At 42.6% G+C, this 23003-nt stretch carries 18 protein-coding genes; 5 read left to right on the top strand and 13 right to left on the bottom strand.

All coding sequences use genetic code 11. The features are described 5' to 3' along the window. Positions 1-35 precede the first annotated feature (35 nt). The gene (locus tag MB09_RS06980; RefSeq protein ID WP_045080157.1) at positions 36-851 is read right to left on the bottom strand and encodes a 2,3,4,5-tetrahydropyridine-2,6-dicarboxylate N-succinyltransferase; all 816 of its coding nucleotides are present in this window, start codon (positions 849-851) and stop codon (positions 36-38) included. A gap of 170 nt (positions 852-1021) precedes the next feature. Between MB09_RS06980 and ruvX the strand changes: the two genes are divergently transcribed. The 4 genes from ruvX to mazG all read left to right on the top strand — a co-directional run bounded on the left by ruvX (position 1022) and on the right by mazG (position 3754). Then, on the top strand, positions 1022-1432 hold the full coding sequence (gene ruvX / locus MB09_RS06975) for a Holliday junction resolvase RuvX (protein WP_045080156.1): 411 nt from the start codon (positions 1022-1024) through the stop codon (positions 1430-1432). Between the two features lie 107 nt (positions 1433-1539). Beyond that, positions 1540-2130: a peptide deformylase gene (def, locus tag MB09_RS06970; RefSeq protein ID WP_045080155.1), complete on the top strand. Its 591-nt coding sequence runs from the start codon at positions 1540-1542 to the stop codon at positions 2128-2130. 65 nt (positions 2131-2195) lie between these two features. Further along, entirely contained in the window at positions 2196-2747 is a 552-nt protein-coding gene (locus MB09_RS06965) for a DUF5606 family protein (protein ID WP_045080154.1), read from the top strand. Between the two features lie 224 nt (positions 2748-2971). After that, positions 2972-3754 carry a nucleoside triphosphate pyrophosphohydrolase gene (gene mazG, locus MB09_RS06960; RefSeq protein WP_045080153.1) on the top strand — a complete coding sequence of 261 codons (783 nt, stop codon included), beginning with the start codon at positions 2972-2974 and terminating at the stop codon, positions 3752-3754. 34 nt (positions 3755-3788) lie between these two features. Here the strand turns inward: mazG and MB09_RS06955 are convergent, their stop codons facing one another. From MB09_RS06955 to recG, 12 genes are all read right to left on the bottom strand, one after another. Then, on the bottom strand, positions 3789-5906 hold the full coding sequence (locus tag MB09_RS06955; RefSeq protein ID WP_045080152.1) for a DUF349 domain-containing protein: 2118 nt from the start codon (positions 5904-5906) through the stop codon (positions 3789-3791). 102 nt (positions 5907-6008) lie between these two features. Beyond that, positions 6009-6740, bottom strand: coding sequence for a shikimate dehydrogenase family protein (locus MB09_RS06950; RefSeq protein WP_045080151.1), 732 nt, complete (start codon positions 6738-6740; stop codon positions 6009-6011). After that, on the bottom strand, positions 6733-7755 hold the full coding sequence (locus MB09_RS06945; protein ID WP_045080150.1) for a DUF368 domain-containing protein: 1023 nt from the start codon (positions 7753-7755) through the stop codon (positions 6733-6735). The genes MB09_RS06950 and MB09_RS06945 overlap by 8 nt, the downstream gene beginning before the upstream one ends. Positions 7756-7804: 49 nt before the next feature. Continuing rightward, positions 7805-8800, bottom strand: a complete 996-nt coding sequence (locus MB09_RS06940) for a DUF368 domain-containing protein (protein ID WP_045080149.1) — start codon at positions 8798-8800, stop codon at positions 7805-7807. Between the two features lie 35 nt (positions 8801-8835). After that, the gene (locus MB09_RS06935; RefSeq protein WP_045080148.1) at positions 8836-10236 is read right to left on the bottom strand and encodes a tetratricopeptide repeat protein; all 1401 of its coding nucleotides are present in this window, start codon (positions 10234-10236) and stop codon (positions 8836-8838) included. 141 nt (positions 10237-10377) lie between these two features. Continuing rightward, positions 10378-11562 carry an aspartate aminotransferase family protein gene (locus MB09_RS06930; RefSeq protein WP_045080147.1) on the bottom strand — a complete coding sequence of 395 codons (1185 nt, stop codon included), beginning with the start codon at positions 11560-11562 and terminating at the stop codon, positions 10378-10380. Then, positions 11562-13322 (bottom strand): OstA-like protein, encoded by a 1761-nt coding sequence (locus MB09_RS06925; protein ID WP_240484814.1) that lies wholly within the window; start codon positions 13320-13322, stop codon positions 11562-11564. Before MB09_RS06925 ends, MB09_RS06930 begins: the two co-directional genes overlap by 1 nt. A gap of 54 nt (positions 13323-13376) precedes the next feature. Then, on the bottom strand, positions 13377-14651 hold the full coding sequence (locus tag MB09_RS06920; protein WP_045080146.1) for an adenylosuccinate synthase: 1275 nt from the start codon (positions 14649-14651) through the stop codon (positions 13377-13379). Positions 14652-14656: 5 nt separating this feature from the next. Beyond that, positions 14657-15130 carry a Fur family transcriptional regulator gene (locus MB09_RS06915; protein ID WP_045080145.1) on the bottom strand — a complete coding sequence of 158 codons (474 nt, stop codon included), beginning with the start codon at positions 15128-15130 and terminating at the stop codon, positions 14657-14659. Between the two features lie 144 nt (positions 15131-15274). Then, entirely contained in the window at positions 15275-17479 is a 2205-nt protein-coding gene (locus tag MB09_RS06910; protein ID WP_045080144.1) for a RelA/SpoT family protein, read from the bottom strand. A 350-nt stretch (positions 17480-17829) separates the two neighbouring features. Beyond that, positions 17830-18996: a M20/M25/M40 family metallo-hydrolase gene (locus MB09_RS06905; RefSeq protein WP_045080143.1), complete on the bottom strand. Its 1167-nt coding sequence runs from the start codon at positions 18994-18996 to the stop codon at positions 17830-17832. Positions 18997-19054: 58 nt separating this feature from the next. Next, positions 19055-21184 (bottom strand): ATP-dependent DNA helicase RecG, encoded by a 2130-nt coding sequence (recG, locus tag MB09_RS06900; protein ID WP_045080142.1) that lies wholly within the window; start codon positions 21182-21184, stop codon positions 19055-19057. Positions 21185-21300: 116 nt separating this feature from the next. Between recG and MB09_RS06895 the strand changes: the two genes are divergently transcribed. Then, complete coding sequence (locus MB09_RS06895; RefSeq protein WP_045080141.1) at positions 21301-22878, top strand: peptide-N-glycosidase F-related protein; 1578 nt, start codon at positions 21301-21303, stop codon at positions 22876-22878. Positions 22879-23003 lie beyond the last annotated feature (125 nt).

Raw genomic sequence — 23003 nt, 5'->3', positions numbered from 1 at the left:
GGGCGGGGGAAGCTGGTAATGTTTCCGTGCCTATTTTATACAGCTACGTCGTACTCCCGAAGGGCATCATTCAATGAAGTTTTTAGATTGGTGCTTTCCTTGCGCTGTCCGATAATCAAGGCACAGGGCACTTGGTATTCTCCCGCAGGAAACTTTTTGGTATAGCTACCTGGAATGACCACCGAACGAGCGGGAACCGAACCTTTGGTTTCCACGGGCGCATCGCCGGTAACGTCTATAATTTTGGTGGAAGCTGTAAGCACTACGTTGGCGCCCAGAACGGCTTCCTTTCCTACGCGAACCCCTTCTACCACAATACAACGCGAGCCAATAAAGGCGCCGTCCTCAATAATTACTGGAGCGGCCTGCAATGGTTCCAGCACACCACCAATGCCTACCCCGCCACTAAGGTGAACGTTTTTGCCAATCTGCGCGCAACTGCCCACCGTGGCCCAGGTATCTACCATAGTGCCTTCGTCAACATAGGCGCCAATGTTTACGTAGCTCGGCATAAGGATTACGCCTTTTGAAATATATGCCCCGTGACGTGCCACGGCATGGGGCACCACACGCACTCCTTTTGCTTCGTACCCTGATTTTAGTGGAATTTTATCGTGATATTCAAAAATACCCACTTCCAACGTTTTCATTTTCTGGATTGGAAAATAAAGTACGATGGCTTTTTTTACCCATTCGTTTACCTGCCAGCCGTTGGCAGTTGGTTCGGCGCATCGCAGTTTGCCTTCATCACAAAGGTTTACAACTTCACGAATGGCGACAATGGTTTCGGTTTCGGTAAGTAGGGAGCGGTCTTCCCAGGCTTTTTCTATGGTTTGTTGGAGTTCGGTCATATTTTATTGATGCTATGGATTCTGTTGATACTATGGATACTGTGGTTACTTTTGTTTTTTTCATCCGTCATCCGTCACCCAGCATCCCTTCCACAAATATAAAACCTCCAATCCAAATAACTGTCCAATTGTAGCATACTATTTCCGAAACCCTTATTTTTGCAGTCGTTATGGGAAGAGTTTTAGCATTGGATTACGGCAGCAAGCGAACGGGTATCGCCATTACGGATGAGCTGCAGCTTATTGCCTCGGGTCTTACGACCGTGGCTACTTCAACGCTGATGGATTTTTTGAAAAAGTACATTGCTTCAGAAAAGGTGGACCTGGTTTTGGTAGGCGAACCTAAACAGAAAGATGGAACTCATTCCAATATTGAGGTGGAAATTCAAAAGTTTCTGAAGAAATTTTCTGAAACCTTTCCCGACTTAGATGTGAAGCGGGTTGACGAGCGATACACCAGCAAAATGGCTTTTCAGACCATGATTGATAGCGGCCTGAAAAAGAAACAGCGTCAAAACAAGGCCCTGGTGGATGAAATTAGCGCGACGATAATTCTTCAGGAATATCTTTATAATAAATAGAGGAAAGAGGTAGTCCCGCGATTTATCCCGGAACCATAGAAACAATAGATTCCTAAGTGTCCATAAAATCTCAAGTAACAATAAAAAATAAAAATAGAAAATAAACAATGATTCTTCCAATAGTAGCCTACGGCGACCCTGTATTAAGAAAGGAAACAGAAGCAATAACCAAGGATTATCCGAACCTGGATACCGTTATCGAAAATATGTTTGAGACCATGTATGAAGCCCGGGGCATCGGCCTGGCCGCCCCACAGGTAAATCTGCCTATCCGCCTTTTTATTGTGGATGCTACTCCGTTTGAGGACGATGAAGACCTGAGCGAGGAGGAACAGCAATTTGTATCTACCTTTAAAAAAGTATTCATCAACGCCCGGATAATTGAGGAAACTGGCGATGAATGGGCCTTTAACGAGGGGTGCCTGAGTATCCCCGATGTGCGCGAGGATGTGTTCCGAAAGCCTAACATCGTGATGGAGTACGAAGATGAGAATTTCAATAAACACAAAGAATCCTTTAGCGGAATCGTAGCGCGAATCATCCAGCATGAATACGACCATATTGAGGGTATTCTCTTTACCGACAAGCTTTCACCCTTAAAAAAACGATTGATAAAAAGCAAATTGGCAAACATTTCAAAAGGCAAAGTGGGCATTGACTATAAAATGAAATTCCCCAATGCAAAAAAGAAACGTTAACACACTTGCGTATATTAATCAAACCAAAGATATTTGTAACCCTTTAAACAAATTAAAAGTATTTTATGAGCTTAGAAAAAGTGCTTTCCATTTCCGGTAAACCTGGACTTTATAAACTAAAAACCCAAACCCGTACCGGCTTTCTTGCAGAGTCGCTTCTGGACGGAAAAACCATAAACGTGAGCGGCCGCCACAATGTGAGCCTGCTTTCTGAAATTGCCGTTTATACCTTAACCGAGGAAGTTCCACTTCGCGAAGTTTTTAAGAAGATTTCTGAAAAGGAAGACGGAAAGGAAACCATAAGCCATAAAGCATCAAAGGAAGAGCTGGAAGAGTTTTTCTTCGGCGTAATGCCCGATTATGATGAGGACCGCGTTTATGCAAGCGATATCAAAAAAATTGTGCAATGGTACAATATGCTTGTAAAAAATGGTTTAAACGATTTTTCCGAAGCCAAAGAAGAGACCAAAAAATCTGAAGAGGGTACAAGTGAAAAACCCAAGGAGCCCAAGAAACCAGCCGCGAAGAAAGCTGCTGCGCCAAAATCGACTGCGCCAAAAGCTTCTTCGGCCAAAAAAGGCGGTGCTACTAAAAGTGCGGCATCGCGCAAAACATAGCGAGGAATTTTAAGTTGTCCAGTTATATATTAGTGAAAAATCCCTCAATCCGTTTCGGGTTTTGGGGTTTTTTTGTTTTTTGTGAAATATTCCAAAGGCGTAGAATCGTGAACTCGCAATTAATTTTTCTACTTTTAACCCGAAACTGATTTGTCACCCTAAGCAGCCTGTCCCAAGCAATGTCGAAGGGCAGTGCAAGGGCTGAAACCTGAAACCTGAAACAAATGAATTCCCGAAAAGACCAACTTAAAGCTTTCGACAGACTATTGACCATTATGGACGAGCTGCGCGAGCAGTGCCCGTGGGACAAGAAACAAACCATGGAAACGCTCCGTCACCTCACCATTGAGGAAACTTATGAATTGGGCGATGCCATTTTGGACAACGACCTGCAGGAAGTGAAGAAGGAGTTGGGCGATGTGCTGTTGCATATTGTGTTTTATGCCAAAATAGGTAGCGAGACCAATGATTTTGACATTGCCGATGTTTGCAATGATATATGTGAAAAACTCATTTCCCGACACCCCCATATCTACGGCGATGTAAATGTGGCAGATGAAGAGGAAGTAAAGCGAAACTGGGAAAACCTAAAACTGAAGGAAGGCAAAAAAAGCGTTTTGGAAGGCGTTCCAAAATCATTGCCAGCATTGGTAAAGGCGAGCAGAATACAGGATAAAGTGGCGGGCGTAGGTTTTGACTGGGAAGAACCGCAACAGGTTTTTGAAAAGTTACAGGAAGAGTTGGGCGAACTGCAACACGAAGTAAATCAGAACAACACCGAAAAAATAGAGGAAGAATTCGGCGATGTGTTGTTCTCTATGATAAATTACGCAAGATTCCTAAAGGTAAATCCCGAAAACGCACTGGAACGTACCAATAAAAAATTCATAAAACGCTTTCAGTATTTGGAAAGCAAGGCAAAGGAAATGAACAAATCGTTAAAAGATATGACCCTGGCCGAGATGGACGTTTTTTGGAACCAAGCAAAAGAATCAGACGGTCGGTAGAGACGTAACGCAGTGCGTCTCTACAATCCGAAAATTATTCTCGAACCTCTTTAATTTTTGAAAGCTTCGCCTTCCAAACTTCAAGTTGTTCTTTGTGGCGGGCTATGTTTTTGTGTACCTCCTTTACCAATGGATTGTTTTCATCAACGTGGTGGAAAAAGCCAAGATTGTTCTCCAATTGGCGTATTTCATCCTTTGTCTCATCAATCTTTTTAGAGATAAAGAAATGCTCATTCTGCAATTTTCGCTCGTCCTCGCGGTTTACCAGCGTGTTCAGTTTATTGTCAAATTTAATAAGCTCGGTTTCTTTCTTGCCTAAATCCAACTTTCCGAAAAGGCTGTCCAGCATCTTATTGAATTTCTGCTCTATGTTGCGTTTGTTATACGGTACGCGACCGATTTCCTTCCAAGCGGTAATGTGCTCCTTTATAGCTTTAACATCTGCTTTGTGATCGCCGCTCAGTTCAAACGAGGATAGTTTTTCCAGCATTTTTTGCTTCGCTTCAAAATGCTCCACTTCCTCTTTATTGGCTTCATTTTTCTGTGCGTGGAGCCTGTCAAAGTAGTGGTTACAGGCTTTTTTGAATTGTTTCCAGATTTTGTCGCTGTCCTTTCTTGGTACGTGGCCGATATTTTTCCAATCGTTTTGGATTTTTTTCATCAGCGGTGTTGTAGCTTCAAAATCGTCGCTGTCCTTATTTTCCTCAGCAATATTAATGAGCTCGCGTTTTTTCTCCAGGTTGGTGTATTGCTCCTTTTTCTGGTTTTTGTAGAAACTGTTTTTCTGATGGTTAAAGTTACCTGTGGCATCTTTAAAAGCTTTCCAAATTTCCTTATTGTTGGCGCGTGGAACCCTACCCGTATTGAAAAAAGCATCCCGAAGTTCCTGCACTTTTTTAATTGCATTCTGCCAACCTTGGTGGCTTGGTTTGGCCTCTTCGGTGGCTTTTTTAATTTCTTCTATTATTTCTTTTTTCTTTTCAAGATTGGCTTCAAAATCTTTTTCCATTTCGGCCAATTGGGCTTGGCGCTTGTCGTGGATTACCTTTGTGGCCTCACTGAACTTGTCCCAAACTTCATCGCGATATTCCTTAGCAACGGGACCTATATCTTCCTTCCACATTTTATGGAGCATCTGCAATTCGCGGAACGCCTTATTGATGTCCTCTTCCTGTGCAAGCTCTTCGGCGCGCGTAATTAATTTGAGTTTGGCGTCGAGATTGTGTTTAAAGTCCAAATCGCGAAACTCGCGGTTCAGATGCAGAAAATCGTAAAAATTCTCGACGTGGTGGTGATAGGTATTCCAAACGGTATTGTACTTATCGCGCGGTATAGCGCCAGCAACATGCCATTTTTCCTGAATTTCCTTGAAATGTTTGTAAGTAGTGTTTATGTTTTCCTCTGCGCCCAAAAGTCCCTTTAGTTCCTCTATCAATTCCCAGCGCTTGTCCAGGTTTGATTGCAGGTCTTTTTTAAGGTTTTTATAATGATTGTTGCGTCTTTCTTTGTAGTCAAAATAAAGCGAATTGAATTCTTTTTTTAGCGGAGTAGTGTAGTGGAAGTCGATGATATTCCCGCCTTCAGCAAGAAATTCCTCTTTTTTCTGCTCCAATTCCTCGTTGAATTTACTATTGAATTCCGAGCGTATTTCTTCAACATCGTGCTTTAATTCCTGAATTTTTTTTGTTTTTAAGAGCCTCTCCAGTTCCGCCACTAATTCTTTTTCAGAAAGTGTGCTGTAATCTTTTTGCGCCTTTTCCTCCTGGTCTTCTTCCTCGTCCTCAGCCTCTTCTGATGATGCTACTTCTTCTTCGTCCTCTTCATCCACTTCATCCTCTTCTTTCTGAGTAGTCACAATCTTTTCATTGGCCGTTGCCTCGTTGGTTTCCTTTTCCTCTACGGCATCCTTTTCCGCAACCATCGCATCTTCCACAATGTCTTCTTCCTCAGCTTCTTCGGCAGCAACAGGTTTGCTTTCCCCATTTTCTTCAGAATGTTCTTCTTCTGCTTTTACTTCTTCAGCTTCCGTTGCGGCAGTTTCTTCCTTGGCCGAATCTTCGGGGTTTACAGATGCAGCATTTGTTTCTTCCGCAGATTCAGTTGTTGGAATTTCCTTTTCGTTTTCTTCCTGAGGCAATTTCTCGTCAGACATTTGTTTCAATGTTTAGGTTCGTTTTTCTTGGAGGGTCAAGATACTAACAACTGCGCAATTGGCAAAGCACACAGCGTTTTTTTGAAGTTTTTTATTTGAATTTTATGAATTCCAGATTTCCCACGCTTTCTCGGCCTGTAGCTCCAACGTTTTCAAGCCATTGGTGGTTTGGGCTCCTTGTATTTTTCCGCGTTTTAAAAATTCGGTCTCGGCGGGATTGTAGATTAAATCGAAAAGCAGATGGTTTTTTGTGAGAAATTGATAGGGAAGTGGCGGACAATCAGCGATGTTCGGAAAGGTGCCAAGCGGGGTACAGTTTATTATTAGAGGATGGTTTTCAATCGTGGATTTATCCATTTCCGAATATAGCAAACCGGCAGTTGTTTTTTTCCTGCTTACAAATTTGAATTCGAAACCCAACTTGTGCAAAGCATAAGCGACAGCTTTTGAAGCGCCGCCCGTGCCCAGTATTAACGCGGTTTTCTGCTGAAGAGGTAAAAAGGCTTCCAACGATTTCTGAAAACCGAAATGGTCCGTATTGTAGCCTGTGAGTTTTCCTTCTTCAGAAATTTTAATGGTGTTTACGGCGCCAATTTTTTCGGCATCAGCGTCCAAGCTATCAAGGAAGGGAATTATTTCCTCTTTATAAGGAATGGTAACGTTCAGCCCTTTTAAATGGGGTGTTTCCTGAGGTATCTTTTGAAATTTTTGGATTGAAGAAATGTCAAAATTTTCATAGGTATGCGCCAAATTTTCCCGTTCAAATTTTTCAGAAAAGAATTTTTTTGAAAAGGAATAGTCTATATTTCTTCCGATTAATCCAAACTTAGCCATGATGTCTCTTTCTATGGTTGTCGTACCAATCCAAACTAAGGACAATCGCAACTCCGACTATGATAAACACGATAGCGAGAATGGTCTCCGAATTAAATTCCGAAGGAAAAAAGCGGTTGTAGCCCCGTATAATTTCCCTGCCATTGGCATCAAATTGAATTTGGCCGAAAGCATCTAGCTCGTATTTTTTTTCTTTCCACGGCCAAACCACGCCAAGCGAACCTGCGATAAACCCAATGATAACGGCGTAGGTAGCTTTTTTGAACCTTTTTAAAACGTAAGCCAAAAGATGGGATAGCGAGACTAACCCTACCAACGAGCCCAACGAAAAAACGGCCAATACCTTTAAAAGTTCAATGCGCTCCGCGTTATAAATCCAATTGAAATCGCCCTGAAAAACATCTGCAAACGTATCAAAAAGTGAATTTACCGAATCTACCAAAAGCAGCACGTAATTTCCCAAAAGAATTAGGATGAAAGAACCCGAGAGGCCGGGCAGGGTCATCCCCGAAACGCTGATAATTCCACAGAAAAAGACAAAGAGTAGATTGCTGTTTTCTTTGGCGGGCTCCAAAAAACTGATGGCAACGCCCGCAGCGACACCACAGAGTAGATAGCCTACATATTTTCGGTTCCAGTCGCCAAAATCTTTCGCGATAAAATATATGGAGCCGATAATCATTCCGAAAAATGCGCTCCAAACGAAGAGTTCATAATACACAATCAGGTAGTCCAAAAGTTTGGAAACGCTGAAATAGCTTATCACCATTCCCAAAATCAAAAGGCTTAAAAACTGGCCGTTGGTATATCTGTAAAAACTCTTGAAACGCCCGTCAATAAATAGTTTGAACGCTTTTTTATTTACTTTTTGAAGCGAATAAATAAATTCCTCATAAAAACCTGCCACGAAGGCCACAACGCCACCCGATACACCGGGCACCTTATTGGCCGCGCCCATTCCCAGCCCTTTAAGGACCAGCCAAACTTTATCGGAGAAGGAACGATTTTCGTACACGGGTAAGTTAAAAGTTAAGGGTTAGGAGTTAAATGTTATGGGTTAGGAGTTAATTGGATTGTTCATTGGTGCTTGAAACTGCGACTTTATTTACGGCGATTCTTTCCAATAAAAAGATGGTCAGAAAACCTATTACGGCAAATATTATAGCGTACAAAATTTGTGGATTGCCCTCATAATTTTGCGGAAATATGCTTCTTTCAATAAAAGGTATTTGTTCTCCGGAGTGGCTTAATCTGTATTGCAAAACTTCCTTCCACGGCCAAATCTTGTTCAGCGCGCCAATCATAAAACCGGTAAGTACCGCAAGTATCAGATTTTTATGGTGCTTAAACATCCAGTTGAGAGCTCTGGAAAAAACTTTTAGACCAATAACGGCACCTACTGCAAATATTAGAAGCTTGCCCAAGGCACCCACAAAAAGTGAACTGTCCAAAGTTGTAATGCCTTCGCCCAATTGGGTCACAATGCCGATAACGGTGGTGTATGCGCCCAAAAGCAACAGGATAAAGGCCCCCGAAATACCCGGAAGTATCATTGCTATAATTGCTATAAAACCTGCGAAAAAAAGAAACCACGTGCTGTCCGGAGAGCCCACGGGGTCTGCGATTGTTATTAGATAGGATGCTATGGCAGCAACAATCATCATCGTAATCACCGCCAATCGCCAGTTGGTAATTTGTTTGCCCACGTAAACAATACTGGCAATTACCAACCCGAAAAAGAACGACCAGACCATAATTGGGTAAATCTCCAAAAGCCAAGTAATCAATTTTGCCAAGGAAATGATGCTGATAAAAACACCTGAAAACAGCGCCAAAAGAAACCCGAGGTTATAATGTTTCCACGCTTTTAAAAAACCGTCCGCTTTCCAGATTTTGAAGAACCCGAGATCCAATTTATGGATGGTTTCTATCAATTCTTCATAAATTCCGGAAATGAAGGCGATGGTACCGCCCGAAACGCCTGGCACAACATCGGCAGCGCCCATGGCGAGGCCTTTTGCGGTGATAACTAAATACTGAAGAAAATTCCGTTGAGGCATAGGTCTATTTTGCTAAAACCCCAAAAATACAGAAATTAAAGCGAAGGATTTTTGTGTTGTTTGATTATTTCCACTACCGCTGGCATTTGGTAAACCTGCGGAAAAAGTTCCTCAATAATCATCAAGAATTCGGGCTCAGATTTTAGGGCATTTTTTAAGTGAAACGCGCCTTTGTCATTTTCGTTCAATGTGAAATAAAGCCCTGAAAGACGGTATTCTATCTCGGCGTGTTCCGGATAAAATTCCAAAGATTGATTGAAATTGTTCACTGCGGCCTCAAATTCACCGAGATTGGTCAAAATATCGCCGCGGGTTAACCAAGATTCTAGTTCATAATTGCCCAATTCCAACGCCTTTCTGAAACCGACTTCCGCTTCCTCAAATAGGTTGAGTTTATTGTTTATTTTGGCATAACGCTTCCAGTAAAGCACATTTTCACTATCAATATTAATAGCTTTTTCTATATAATAAAGCGCTTTTTGAAATTGTTTGTTTTTTATGTAAAAATCGGTGATGGCGATCCAACCTTTGTCAAGCAAGGAGTCTTCCTCCACACATTTTGTATAAAACTGGATGGCCATTTCGGCATTGCCCAATTTTTCGTAGCATTTCCCTATTCGCAATAATGCGTAAGAAGTTGGGTCATCGAGTCCTAAGGTAATGGAGTAGCTTTCAATGGCTTCTTCATATCGTTTCAGTTTTTCGAGCACTCTTCCTTTTTCAAGGTAGGCTCCTATAAAACGGTCGTCACTGATTATGGCAAAATCAAAGGCGGCAAGGGCTTTTTTATAGTCCTTCAGTTCATAATACTGCTTGCCTATTTGGTGCCAAGCTACCTCACAATACGGGTTTTTGTTGAGAAAATCATTCAAATAATCAATGGCCGCTTCGTATTCATCCAAGAATTCAAAACAGTAAATAATATTGTAGAGTGCGGAATAATCTTCCTCGTCTTCCTCCAAACATCTCATAAAATAGAGTTTGGCATTTTCGTAATCTTCGAGGAATAAATATTCCATTCCCAATAACGACAATACATCGGCTTCGTCGGCAGTAATCTCCAAAGCCTGTTCCAGTAGGGTGATAGCCTCTTTGTGCATGTCGCGACGCGAGAAAATATTCGCCTTTTGGATGTAGATTTCCTCGTTGCTTTGTTCCAATTGGTGCAACTCATCCAAAAGCTCATCAGCAATGTCCAGTTTGTTTTCAAAAATGTACATTTCTATTTGGAAAAGCTTAAGGTTTGTGGAGGATGGGTGTTGTTCCAGCCCTAATTTGGTCGCTTTTTTGGCAAGTGCAATTTTTCCATTTTCAAGGTAGTGATGCACTATTTCCTCAAATTCCTCTGAGTCGAAAAACAGAACGCTGTTGGTTTTCAGCATAGATTCGAATCTTTCCAGCGAGAAGTTGTTATGCTCGTTTGAACTTAATTGCATACGCACGGTTTAACGGTTTCTTCTATTTTAAAGATAATAATGTATAAATAAGTTCAATTGTTATGCCGTGTTTATTGTTAACGGACTTATCAACAGTAGGTTTGTTTATAAATACCTGTAAACAAAGGCTTTGCGCAACATCTATCTCTTTTGAAGCGAGTTTAGAACGCCTGTCAGTATTTTACAGCCCTCCTCAATTTCGTCATTGCTGATTGTCAGTGGTGGCGTAATACGGATGGCCCGACCTTCAAAAAGTAGCCAAAAAAGCACCAATCCTCTTTCTTTGCAAGCCAGGATTACTTCGGAAGCGATTTCGGGACTTTCCACCATTGCGGCAAGCATCAGGCCTCTGCCGCGTACTTCCTTTATTAGTGGATGTTTCAGCAATTTTCTAAAAAGTTTTTCTTTTTGAAGTGTTTGCTGAACAATATCAGTTTCCGTCAATTCCTGAAGCGTTGCCAAAGCGGCAGCCGCTATCACGGGATTTCCGCCAAAAGTGGTAATATGCCCCAGCTTTGGGTTCTCCTGGAGCAGTGCCATCACTTCGTGTGAAGCGGTAAACGCGCCAATGGGCAAGCCGCCGCCCATGCCTTTTCCCATCACTAAAATATCCGGCACGATGCCGAAATGTTCAAAAGCGAAAAGTTTGCCGGTTCTTCCAAATCCGGGCTGAATTTCATCCAAAATCAAAAGCGTTCTGGTTTCATCACAACGCTTTCGCACTTTTTTCAGATAATCATTTTCCGGCTGGATAAAACCAGCGCCGCCTTGGATGGTTTCCAAAATAATAGCAGCCGTTTCCGTGTTTATTTTTTGAAGATCTGCTTCACTATTGAAATTTACAGGGAAGCAATCCGGAACCAAAGGTTTGAAAGCGTTTTTGCGCTCCTCGTAGCCCATCACGCTCATCGAGCCCATGGTGTTGCCGTGGTAGGCATTATTTGCGTAAAGAATTTGCGTTCTTCCCGTTGCGCGGCGGGCGAGTTTTAATGCACCTTCAATGGCTTCTGTGCCGCTGTTTACCAAATAGGTTGTGTTTAAATTCTTCGGAAGATTTTTGGCCAGCAGTTTTGCAAGTTCCACGGCGGGTTCTTGAATATATTCGCCATAAACCATGACGTGCAGATATTTTTCAGCTTGCGTTTTTATTGCAGAAACAACGCGCGGATGGCAATGCCCCAGTGTGCAGGCAGAAACTCCCGCTACAAAATCCAAATGCTTTTTGCCGGAAGTATCGTAAATGTAACTTCCTTCGGCGTGTGAAATTTCCAACGCCAACGGATGTGGTGTTGTTTGCGCTTGGTATTTGTAGAAATCCTCAGTCATTAGTTCCCGGTTTGAATGGAATCATTTACTTTCTGTTGAATGGAATCCCGTTCCGCCTCGCTTTCCAAAGTTTCGGGTTTGGGGTCGTCCGGTCGGTTTTGTAAATCTTTTGGGGAAAGTTTGGACTCTTCGGGAAGTTCAATTTCGTCTTCGGGAATATCCTCAAAAAATTCGCCCTCGTCCTTCGGCAGTGGGATTCCCGTAATTTTTGGAAGCACGGGCGCGGGTTTTCCCTTAAATAAATCTTCCACGGAATACAGCCGTTCATCGCCCCGCCATTGAAACCCGGGGAGAATCCTCGCATTCTCAGGCAACATTGAGGGCGGATACACTTTGCCATCTGCCTTTTTTATAAACCTAATTCCGGTAATCTGCTGCTCTTCCAAATACATTTGAATGGAACTGGAAACCGTATTGTTTATACCGACCAATTTCTCGTTATCATCTCGGGAATAATAGATTACTTGTGCGTTTTTATTGATATTTACCGTGTCCAGCTCATTATTTGTAAAAAGTCCGATAAGCCGTTCGCCCTTTACCTGATTGAAGCCCAGGCTATCTTTTTGCACCAAAAAAGCATTGTTGAAAACTTTGAGCGTATCCAGTTTATCCGTTATCGTATCTGAAAGAATGTGGATGGTATCGCCAATCATTTGGTTTTCGCCGCTCCACAAAACTGGGTTTCGCAATAGTTTTGTAATTCCCCTTTTTTCGTTGACGTAAATACTGTCACATTTTCCGCTGGTAGGATCGTCGCCAACTTTTCCGGGTTTGAAAAGCCGGGCGCGATAAAATCCTTTTACAATTCTATTCTCAGGTTTGCCCGTAACGCGCAGTGTGTCTGCGTGCACATAAATGGAATCGCCGTCGCGAACCGTGATTGCCACGGCTCTTTTCGTAATAAAAACCGAATCCTTTTCGCGGTAAACTTCGGCGTAATGGCCGCGGATTACACTTTTATTGATGGTGTCCAAAACCCGAATATTATTGGTGGCAGAGGCAAAACTCTTGTTTCGGTCAAAGTAGATGCTGTCTCCGTAGAGCGTTCGGTTTTCGTAATCTACTTTTGAATTTTTTACGAAATAGCCCGTATCGCCACGCGTATCGTAATAACCGCGTTCGCAATAAACAGTGCTGGTTTCGCTCACAATAGTCGAAGGGCCGTATAGGTACGCATCTCCCGTTTCTGAATAAAAATCGAGTTGGTTGCTATTAACGGTATACTTCGGGTTTACGATTTTTACATTTTGAAGAAATTGGTACTTTTTACTTTCGGCAAAATACCTCCCCGAACGGCTGGTCAAAACGCTGGAAGTATCCTGCACCGTGCCGCCAGTCCTGTAATAGGCCTGTTGTTTTATCCTGTCGAAATAAAGCGTATCTGTTTTAAGGGTGGTTTTCGGTTCTGTTAAAACTACATCACCGCTTGCAAAAGCAAATTGCGTGTTTCCGTTGTATTCAGCGTATTTGCTGTTCATCGAGACGGTGTCGCCTTGCGTAATCCGCACATCGCCATAGGCCTTTACAAAATTGTTTTTTAGGTAAACAAAGGCTTGGTCGCACCACATTTCCACACCTTCGTGTACGATATACACCTGCCCGGTTTCGTCTTTGGTGTAAATGGCGGCATCGGGAAATTCGGGCCTTATTTCAAGGTAACCGGACTGTATATCCACCTTTTGTTTTTCCTGTGCGGAACCATTTACTCCGAAGAAGAGGAAAAAAAGAAGAAAAAAACTATATATCGAATTTATTTTCAAATGATATTTTTAAAATCCCAAATCCCATCTCGCTAACTATCGGGACCTTAATCCCTAACCCCGATGAATGGTTTGTTTTCTGTCCGGCCCTACGGAAACAATTTTGATTGGCACTTCCAGTTCTTTTTCCAAGAAATCGATATAATCGTTCAAGGCCTGTGGCATTTGAGAAGCTTCGGTCATTTTGGTTAAATCTGCCTGCCAGCCCTTCATTTCAGTATATACCGGCGTTACGTTTTCGGCCTCAATATTATATGGAAAATGATGGATTGTTTCACCTTTATAGTTATAAGCAGTACATACTTTAAGTGTGTCGAAACCACTCAACACGTCGCCTTTCATCATAATTAATTGGGTAACGCCATTTACTTGCACTGCATATCGAAGCGCTACCAAATCTAACCAGCCGCAACGACGCGGACGGCCTGTGGTTGCGCCAAATTCATTGCCCACACGGCCCATGGTTTCGCCATCTTCGTCAAAAAGTTCGGTAGGGAAGGGGCCACTGCCCACGCGAGTGGTGTAAGCCTTAAAAATTCCGAATACTTCCTTTATTTTTCCGGGAGCTATTCCCAAACCGGTACACGCTCCTGCGGCAGTAGTGTTTGATGAGGTTACGAAGGGATAGGTGCCAAAATCTATATCGAGCAAAGACCCCTGAGCGCCTTCGGCAAGAATGGTTTTGCCATCTTTTTGGGCTTGGTGCAAATATTCCTCGCTATCAATAAAGGTAAGGCTTTTCAATACTTCAACCGCTTTGAAGAATTCCGCTTCAAGGTCTGCCAAATCGTATTGCACATCCACATTGTAAAAATCAATCATCGCTTCGTGCTTATCTGCCAGAGCGCGGTATTTCTCCTGCCAGTTGTCCATTTCCAAATCGCCGACACGCATGCCGTTGCGACCGGTCTTGTCCATATAAGTTGGGCCAATGCCCTTAAGCGTTGAGCCAATCTTCGCTTTTCCTTTTGAAGCTTCGGAAGCAGCATCCAATAAACGGTGGGTAGGCAAAATAAGATGCGCCTTTCGCGAAATAAGCAGGCTCTTTTTAAGGTCTAAATTGAATTTTGCAAGATTATCGAGCTCCCTTTTGAAAATCACGGGGTCAATCACCACGCCGTTCCCCACCAAATTGATAGTTCCCTCGTGAAATATTCCACTGGGAATGGTGTGCAAAACGTGCTTGTGTCCGTCAAATTCCAAAGTGTGGCCCGCATTCGGCCCGCCCTGAAAACGCGCGATTATATCATAGTTTTTTGTTAGGACATCGACAATTTTTCCTTTGCCTTCGTCGCCCCATTGCAATCCAAGTAGTAAGTCTACTGCCATAATTTTTATTGATTGTTCCCGTCATCGGTAGTGGCGGGATTTTTTCTATTTCCGTAGAAATAAAGTGAATGGTTGGTTATTTCAATGTTAAAAACCTCTTCTATGGTTTTTTTTATGTTGTGAATCCGCGGGTCGCAAAATTCAATCACTTCGCCATCGGCGAGAATAACGTGGTCGTGGTTGCGGTCAAAATACGATTTTTCATAGTGTGCCTGGTTTTGGCCAAACTGGTGTTTGCGCACCAAGCCGCATTCCAAAAGCAATTCAATAGTATTGTAAAGCGTGGCACGGCTTACGCGGTAGTTTTTATTCTTCATATTTATGTACAGCGACTCAATATCAAAATGGTCGTCGTGGTCGTAAATTTCCTGAAGAATTGCGTAGCGTTCCGGCGTTTTGCGATGCCCCTTTTGCTCAAGGAAGCCCGTAAAAACGTTCTTTACAATTTCTTGATTATTTATGTCTGTTTTTGAACTCATAATTAAGTGTGCAAAGTTACTCAAATTTTAGATGTGGCATTGGCGAAATGGTAGAAAATGAAATCATCCGTGAAATGGACTTAAGACGAATGACTTCTTTACGAAAATGTTAAACCGCTAACCTTTTTTTCATCATCCCACAACCTAAACCCGGGTAACCTTATCAATTCCGTTTATTTTTTTGATGTTGTCCACAAGATTGTTCAGAATCGATTTATTTTTCACCACTACAACTATTTTCCCAGTGAAAACCCCGTCATTACTGTCGAAGTGGACGCTTTTCATATCTATATGAAGGTTGTTTGAGATTACTTTCGTTACTTCATTTACCAAACCAATCGTGTCAATTCCCGAAATGTTAAGGACGGCTTTAAACTCGCGTTGCGTGCTGTCAATCCACTTGGCGGGCATAATGCGGTAGCTATAGTTGCTCTGGAGTTGCAGCGCATTCGGACAGTTGGTCTTATGTACTTTTATACCTTCATTCACCGTTACGAAGCCGAAAACATCATCACCGGGAATGGGGTTGCAGCAGTTTGCCATTTTATAATCGAGTTTGTCTTCGTTCTTTCCAAAAACGAGCTGGTCAAATTTTTCAGTGATTTCTTCCTTGTTAACATCCTCGGGCTTGTCGGGCTTTCGGATTCTATTTTTGAAGAAACTGATAAAGGCATTGCTTCTCGAAGCGGCAAAATCCTTCAATTTTTGGTTGTCGATGATTCCTGCGCCAACGCGATAGTACAAATCCAAACTCGTTTTCACCTTAAAGAAAACTACCAATTGATTGAGTAGGCTTTCATCGAGGTTCAGTTTCAGCGATTTTAATTTTCGGGCCAAGATTACCTTTCCTTCCTCGGCGAGCTGTTTCTTTTCGTCCTTCAGTGACGATTTAATCTTTGAACGCGCGCGGCCAGTGGTGGCATAATTGAGCCAGTTGGCCGTAGGTTTTGCGTTATCTGAAGTAATAACCTCTACTTGGTCACCACTTTTGAGCTCGTGGCTCAGCGGGACGAGTTTTCCATTCACCTTTGTACCGCGGGTGTGCATCCCAATTTCGGTGTGAATGTGAAAGGCGAAATCCAGAGCCGTGGCCCCTTTTGGAAGTGAATACAGGTCTCCTTTCGGGGTAAAGACGAAAATTTCCTTGGCGTAAAGATTCAGTTTGAATTCCTCTACAAAATCCACGGCACTTATTTCTGAATTCTCCAGCGTGTCTTGTAGTTTGTTCAGCCAGTTTTCGAGGCCGCCGTCGTCTTTTTCCTTGTTTTTGTATTTGTAGTGGGCAGCAAAACCTTTCTCGGCAATCTCGTTCATCCGCTCGCTGCGAATCTGCACTTCTACCCAGCGGCCTTTCGGGCCCATCACGGTTATGTGCAGTGCTTCGTAACCCGTTGATTTGGGGGAAGAAATCCAGTCGCGAAGCCGTATTGGGTTGGGGCGGAAATGGTCGGTAACTATAGAATAAATCTTCCACGCGAAGAATTTTTCGTTTTCGGGCTTGCTTTTATAGATAATCCGCACGGCGAATTTGTCATACACCTCGTCAAAGGTGACGTTCTGCGCAAGCATTTTTCTTCTGATGGAAAAGATGGATTTGGGTCGGCCCTTTATTTCGTATTCTAAATTTTCGGCATCCAACGAGTCTTTAATCACTTTGTTGAAAGCCTCTATATAAGCGTCCTGTTCTTCCTTGCTTTCCTTTATGCGGCCTAAAATATCTGCGTACACATCTGGCTCGGTAAACTTCAGCCCCAAGTCCTCCAATTCGGTTTTTATGTTGTAAAGCCCAATGCGGTGGGCGAGCGGGGCGTAAATGTAAAGCGTTTCCGAAGCGATTTTCCGCTGTTTGTCCGGCGGCATGCTGTCCATAGTCTGCATATTGTGCAGCCGATCCGCAATTTTTATGATGATTACGCGAATGTCCTCATTGAGGGTAAGCAGCATTTTTCTGAAATTTTCCGCCTGCATGGAAACGTCTTCAGACATATTTATATGGGCAATCTTGGTAAGCCCGTCCACAATGCGGGCCACGGGAGTGCCAAACATACGCTCGATATCCTCCAAGGAATATTCGGTATCCTCAACCACGTCGTGCAAAAGGGCGGCAGCGATGCTGGTAGCGTCCAGCCCAATCTCCGAAGCAACAATTTTTGCGACCGCTATAGGGTGAAAAATATAAGCCTCGCCACTTTTGCGGCGCTGCTCCTTGTGGGCATCAACGGCAAGGTCAAATGCGCTGCGGATCAGTTTTTTATCACCTTTGGTAAGGGTGCGGTAACTGATCTTGAGCAGCTGTTTGTACTGCTTGGCGAGCTCCTTTTTCTCTTCTTCTAAAGCGGCTTCTGTCATAAACCTAAAAGTATTGAAAAGTAATTGAATTGGCAAGAAAATTAATTGGCTTGGGGATTGAAACGGCCTCAAACAATACGAAATCACAAAATAAAGGACTAAGTTTCTTCCAAAAGGCGTTTCCTTTAAAATAAGCTATTAGAATTATAGCGCTTCCTTTTAGGCATCGATCAAATCTCAGACAGCTTAAACGGTTTACTTCTTTTTGTTTGTATCAAAACTGAAAGGAAGCAGAATGATAGCTTTCTTATTCCCTAAATCAATTTCAGGAATATTTGTTCGTTGGTACCCTGTTTTGAGTCCTCGTTGCTCGGAGAGAGTAGGTAGTTGTCGAAATGAACTTTTATTGCTTATTGGTTTAGGATAAACTGTTTTCTAATCGCGCGATTGCCATCCTGAAACGCAGCTATATAAACACCATTCTCCAAGAAACTAACATCTGTAGCGCTATTTTCAATGCGTAGCGTAGTTTTGTAAACCGCTTTTCCCAAAACATCAAAAATGGTCATTTCTAAAGGTGCCACAATTGGTGAGTTCAAGTGTACATTTAATGTGCCACGTGTAGGGTTGGGGTAAAGTACCAAACTCACGTCAAGGTGGTTTTCCGAAATGCCCAACGGTTCGCGCCCCACCGCAAAATGAAGTGCCGAGCTCAATGTGCCTTTGGTTACTTCAAAAACATAATCGGGATCCATATTATCAATGATATCATTCGGACCATGGGTATATGGCGATTCGTTGGCCTCATAGAGACCCGTAATTACTTCGCCGTTATTTTCAAAAGGCATATAATCTGAGGAATATGCGTACGAAATCTGGGTCTGCAAATTAGAATACAATCCAAAACAGTTAGCCATTTCCTGCGTGGCCAAGGCTGATGCTGCATTATTGTAGTTTGGGGGGGATTCGTCGCGCTCACATATTATGGTGTTATTGTTTTGGCCCGCAACGCCGCCCACTTCGTCTATGTTTAAAACCAATTTGATATCTAAATTCTCAGGAATAACGGTATTATTCACATAATATTCGCTGCCGATCAAACCTTCTTCCTCCCCGCTAAAGTGAATGAATTTGATGGAATATTCAGTATCTATATCCTTCAATAGTCTTGCGAGTTCGAGTATCAAAACCGTTCCGCTGCCGTTGTCGTTGGCGCCGGGACCGTTCACGGTGTCGTAATGGCCGTCGATTATCAAAAATGTATTTGGATACAGGCTGCCTGTTTTGGTGACTATAATATTTGAAGTATTTTGCCCAAAAACAGTAAAATCTTGGGTTTCAATGGTCGTGTACCCCAAACTTTGGTAGCGGCCAATTATCCAGTTTTTTGCGTCGTCGATTTCGCTAGTCCCCGGTTCTTTTACTCCGAAATCTTCAAACGTTATTAGATCGGCAAGAATGTTTGAAGCGGAAACATTATCCACCAGGCCATTGTAATAGGGATTGAAAACTTGGGCGGTAGTGTTGAAACAGATGAAAAGGGAAAATAAAATTGCGAGTCGCGAAAATGATTTCATTGAAGGAGTTTGTTTTTTTTGCGAAAATAATTGATTTCTATTGAATTGAACGTCATTATTAGGAAATATAATTCCAAATATTGCGGTATTTCACAAGCTGGGCATAGGTATTTTTAATAGGAATATTTTCTTTGGAAGTAAGGTTGGGGTAGGCCTTAAGGGTCTGTGCTGCATAGCTTCGGGCAATCTTTAATATTTCGGAATCCTTTACGATGTCTGCAATGCGAAGGTTTAGCACACCGCTTTGTTGGGTGCCCATCAAATCGCCGGGGCCGCGAAGTTTTAAATCCACTTCGGCAATTTCAAAACCGTCGCTGGTACGGACCATAGTCTCTAAACGGGTTTTGGCGTCTGCCGAAAGTTTGTGGCCGGTCATTAAAATGCAGTAACTCTGCTCGGCACCACGGCCAACTCTGCCGCGCAATTGGTGTAATTGTGATAGTCCAAACCGTTCCGCGCTTTCAATAATCATCACGCTGGCATTTGGCACATTTACGCCAACTTCAATTACAGTTGTGGCAACCATAATTTGTGTTTCGCCTTTTATAAAACGGTTCATTTCGTATTCTTTGTCAGCAGGTTTCATTTGTCCGTGAACGATGGAAACTTGATATTTCGGCATAGGAAATTCGCGCACGATGCTCTCGTATCCGTCCATCAAATCCTTGTAATCCATGGTCTCACTTTCCTGAATCAAAGGGTACACAATATACACTTGTCTGCCCTTTGAAATTTCGTCTTTTATAAAGCGAAAAACCTTCAGTCTATTTGCATCAAAACGGTGCACGGTTTTTATATCTTTTCTGCCCGGCGGAAGCTCGTCAATTACACTAATATCCAGATCGCCATAAATGCTCATTGCAAGGGTACGGGGGATAGGTGTAGCGGTCATAACTAGGATATGTGGGGGAATGGCCCCTCCAACCTCCCCGGAGGGGCCTCCCTTATGCCATAATTTGCTCCGTTGTTCCACTCCAAAACGGTGTTGCTCATCCACAATTGCAAGCCCTAAATTTTTAAATTTTACCTTATCTTCCAGCAAGGCGTGGGTGCCAATTAAGATGTCTAACTCGCCATTTTCAAGCTTTTCGTGAATTTCTTTTCTTTTTGAAGTTTTGGTTGATCCAGTCAACAATTCAATACTGGTATTCAGTTTGTTACACATTTCAAATAATCCGTTATAATGTTGGACTGACAAAATTTCAGTCGGCGCCATTAAACAGGCCTGAAAACCGTTGTCAAGTGCTATTAACATTGACATGAACGCTACTATGGTTTTCCCTGAACCCACATCGCCCTGTAAAAGTCGGTTCATCTGCGCATTGCTTCCCAAATCGTTGCGGATTTCCTTGATGACGCGCTTCTGTGCCTCGGTCAATTCAAAGGGCAAATGTTGCGAATAAAAGGTGTTGAAGTTATGGCCAATTTTATCAAAAGTATGGCCCTTGATTTTCGATTTATGGATGAGGTTTTTTCGAATTAATTGCAGCTGAATATAGAACAATTCCTCAAATTTTAATCGGTATTGCGCCCGTGCCAAATGCGCCTGGCTTTTTGGAAAATGTATGTTGAAAAGTGCCTCCTTTTTTGACACCAATTTCAACTGTTCCAAAAGTGGTTTTGAGAGGGTCTCGGCAAAGGCATTTTTGCTCTCCAAAAACAGCTGTTGCATCAACCCATTTATCACCCTATTTGTGATGCCGCTATTGCCTAATTTTTCTGTGGAAGGATACACGGGTTGCATCGCAGAACGAATACTTTTTTCGTGTGCCTCGAGCAACTCCATTTCAGGGTGCGGCATCGAAAAACTGCCGTTGAAATAATTCGTCTTTCCGAAAATTACATAGGGAACATTCAGCTTTAAATTTTCACGAATCCATTTTTGGCCACGGAACCAAACCAATTCCATCGTTCCGGTTTCGTCAATAAAAGTTGCAACTAATCGCTTCCCTCGTTTTTGTTCTACGGTTTTAATGTGGGTGATTTTTCCGATAATCTGTACCTCGGCATTGGTCTGTTGGAACTGCGCGATTTTGTAATACTGGGTACGGTCCAAATATCTATTCGGAAAAAGATTCAACAAATCTTGAAAAGTGTGAATGCCGAGTTCCTTTTTCAGCAAATCGGCCCGGTTGGGCCCAACGCCTTTTAGGTAATCTATCGGGGTTTGCAGAAAATTGGCATTCATATAATTAGGCTTCCATTTTAAGAAAAAAAATTCCCTGGCTTACTTCCTCTGAAGTTTTAAATGATATATTTGTTGCTATATCTTGGCTAATTTAATCATTCAAATAGTATTTACAGATGAAAAAAAACTACCTTTTATTTGCATTGGCATTTTTTCTGCAACTTTCAGTGTTTGCTGAAAATCTTGCCATTCCCGAACTTACTACGCGGCTCACGGAAGATTATCCGCTTGAAATGCCCGTTTTAAAACCGTACCCTATTTATATGAATGCCTCGGTAGATTCGCCTGATAGCATTTCAGAAGTAATTGTAAACATAAACGGCACAGATTATCCAGCCGTGGCAGAGACCGGTTTTTATTACCTTTTGTGGACGCCCGCCAATTACGGAGCGCACACCATTGTAATTACTGCCAAAACCACAGATGGCGATGAAACTTCCCTCACCCGTACTATTACGGTAAACCAAACTGCTAACACCCAAGTAGTGCGAAGTTTGGAAGATGTGGTTATCGAATTTACGGGCCAAAACGACCGCTGGTACTACGGAACACATACCTTTCCGCAATTCGTGGGTGCCTATAACGATATGAACGCGTTTTTGGAAGTGGAATGCCCAAATATTTCAGGCGGTTGTGATGATTGGGACCGCTGGGCATTTATAGATGTGAAGGCCCCGGACGGCAATTGGATTCAATTAATTAGATATATTACGCCTTATGGAGTAGGTTGCAACCACGAATTGGAGGTCACCGATTATATGTCGCTGCTACAAGGGGAAGTGGAAATTCGGGTATTTATTGACACTTGGGGCACGGGAGGCTGGCAGCTTACATTGGACACGGAATATACTGCTGGAGCACCCCAATACGCTTACAGTAATGTAGTTGAGGTTTGGGATGATGGCTACGCTTTTGGTGATCCCGCAAACTTACAGCCGGTAGAAACGTTTAGTGTAGATATTCCTGCGCAAGTACAGGCTTCCCACCTGCGGGTTTCGAATACGGGCCACGGTTGGGGCGCTAATAATACTGCCAACGCTGCGGAGTTTTTTAACGCCACCCATTATTTCGACATTAATGGAGCGCAGACTTTTACACAGCATCTTTGGAATCAATGCAATCCAAACCCTGATAACTGTACGGGACAGCAAGGCACGTGGCAGTACGGCAGGGCAGGTTGGTGCCCTGGAGCTATTTCACCGCCACATATTTATGATTTTACGCAATATATAGGAACTACTTTTAATCTGGATTATAGGTTCCATCCAAACTATCAGGATAATTGCCATCCTAACAATCCAAATTGCGTATCCGGGCAAACTTGTTCCGATTGTAATGATGGTTACAACCCTATTTATTACGTAGATACCCACATAATTAACCAAAGCAACAACCCCATGGTTTACGGTAATATTTTAGGGGTGAATACTATAGACAATACACAGGTTTATGATATTTCGGTATTTCCGAACCCTTCAAACGGCATCTTTCATATTAAAACGAAATATCCCGAGAGCATCTCACGTTTGACGATTAATACTGTTGACGGCAAATCGGTAAAGGCATATTATTTTAATTCGGTGGCCGAATTGAACAATTATTCCTTTGATGTTTCCAACCTTGCAAAGGGTGTGTATTTCATCAATCTTGAAAATAGTTACGGCACAGGGGTGAAAAGGATTATTTTAGAATAGAAATTTAATTCACACACTTTTAAAAAGGTTATTTTTGAAATCCAGGAATAACCTTTTTTTATGTTTTATTTTTTGAAATTGGACTCAACCACATTGCACCAAAGATCTCCAGCAATACTATTTCT

This window comes from Aequorivita vladivostokensis (assembly GCF_000952855.1).
GTDB lineage: Bacteria > Bacteroidota > Bacteroidia > Flavobacteriales > Flavobacteriaceae > Aequorivita > Aequorivita vladivostokensis.
This window is presented reverse-complemented; position numbering and strand designations above follow the sequence as displayed.

Excerpts from the sequence above, each read along its gene's own strand:
- MB09_RS06965 (WP_045080154.1), top strand. The coding sequence starts at position 2,196 with ATGAGCTTAGAAAAAGTGCTTTCCATTTCCGGTAAACCTGGACTTTAT.
- ruvX (WP_045080156.1), top strand. The coding sequence starts at position 1,022 with ATGGGAAGAGTTTTAGCATTGGATTACGGCAGCAAGCGAACGGGTATC.
- MB09_RS06910 (WP_045080144.1), bottom strand. The coding sequence starts at position 17,479 with ATGACAGAAGCCGCTTTAGAAGAAGAGAAAAAGGAGCTCGCCAAGCAG.
- MB09_RS06930 (WP_045080147.1), bottom strand. The coding sequence starts at position 11,562 with ATGACTGAGGATTTCTACAAATACCAAGCGCAAACAACACCACATCCG.
- def (WP_045080155.1), top strand. The coding sequence starts at position 1,540 with ATGATTCTTCCAATAGTAGCCTACGGCGACCCTGTATTAAGAAAGGAA.
- MB09_RS06905 (WP_045080143.1), bottom strand. The coding sequence starts at position 18,996 with ATGAAATCATTTTCGCGACTCGCAATTTTATTTTCCCTTTTCATCTGT.
- MB09_RS06980 (WP_045080157.1), bottom strand. The coding sequence starts at position 851 with ATGACCGAACTCCAACAAACCATAGAAAAAGCCTGGGAAGACCGCTCC.
- MB09_RS06940 (WP_045080149.1), bottom strand. The coding sequence starts at position 8,800 with ATGCCTCAACGGAATTTTCTTCAGTATTTAGTTATCACCGCAAAAGGC.
- mazG (WP_045080153.1), top strand. The coding sequence starts at position 2,972 with ATGAATTCCCGAAAAGACCAACTTAAAGCTTTCGACAGACTATTGACC.
- recG (WP_045080142.1), bottom strand. The coding sequence starts at position 21,184 with ATGAATGCCAATTTTCTGCAAACCCCGATAGATTACCTAAAAGGCGTT.
- MB09_RS06895 (WP_045080141.1), top strand. The coding sequence starts at position 21,301 with ATGAAAAAAAACTACCTTTTATTTGCATTGGCATTTTTTCTGCAACTT.
- MB09_RS06955 (WP_045080152.1), bottom strand. The coding sequence starts at position 5,906 with ATGTCTGACGAGAAATTGCCTCAGGAAGAAAACGAAAAGGAAATTCCA.
- MB09_RS06950 (WP_045080151.1), bottom strand. The coding sequence starts at position 6,740 with ATGGCTAAGTTTGGATTAATCGGAAGAAATATAGACTATTCCTTTTCA.
- MB09_RS06935 (WP_045080148.1), bottom strand. The coding sequence starts at position 10,236 with ATGCAATTAAGTTCAAACGAGCATAACAACTTCTCGCTGGAAAGATTC.
- MB09_RS06920 (WP_045080146.1), bottom strand. The coding sequence starts at position 14,651 with ATGGCAGTAGACTTACTACTTGGATTGCAATGGGGCGACGAAGGCAAA.
- MB09_RS06915 (WP_045080145.1), bottom strand. The coding sequence starts at position 15,130 with ATGAGTTCAAAAACAGACATAAATAATCAAGAAATTGTAAAGAACGTT.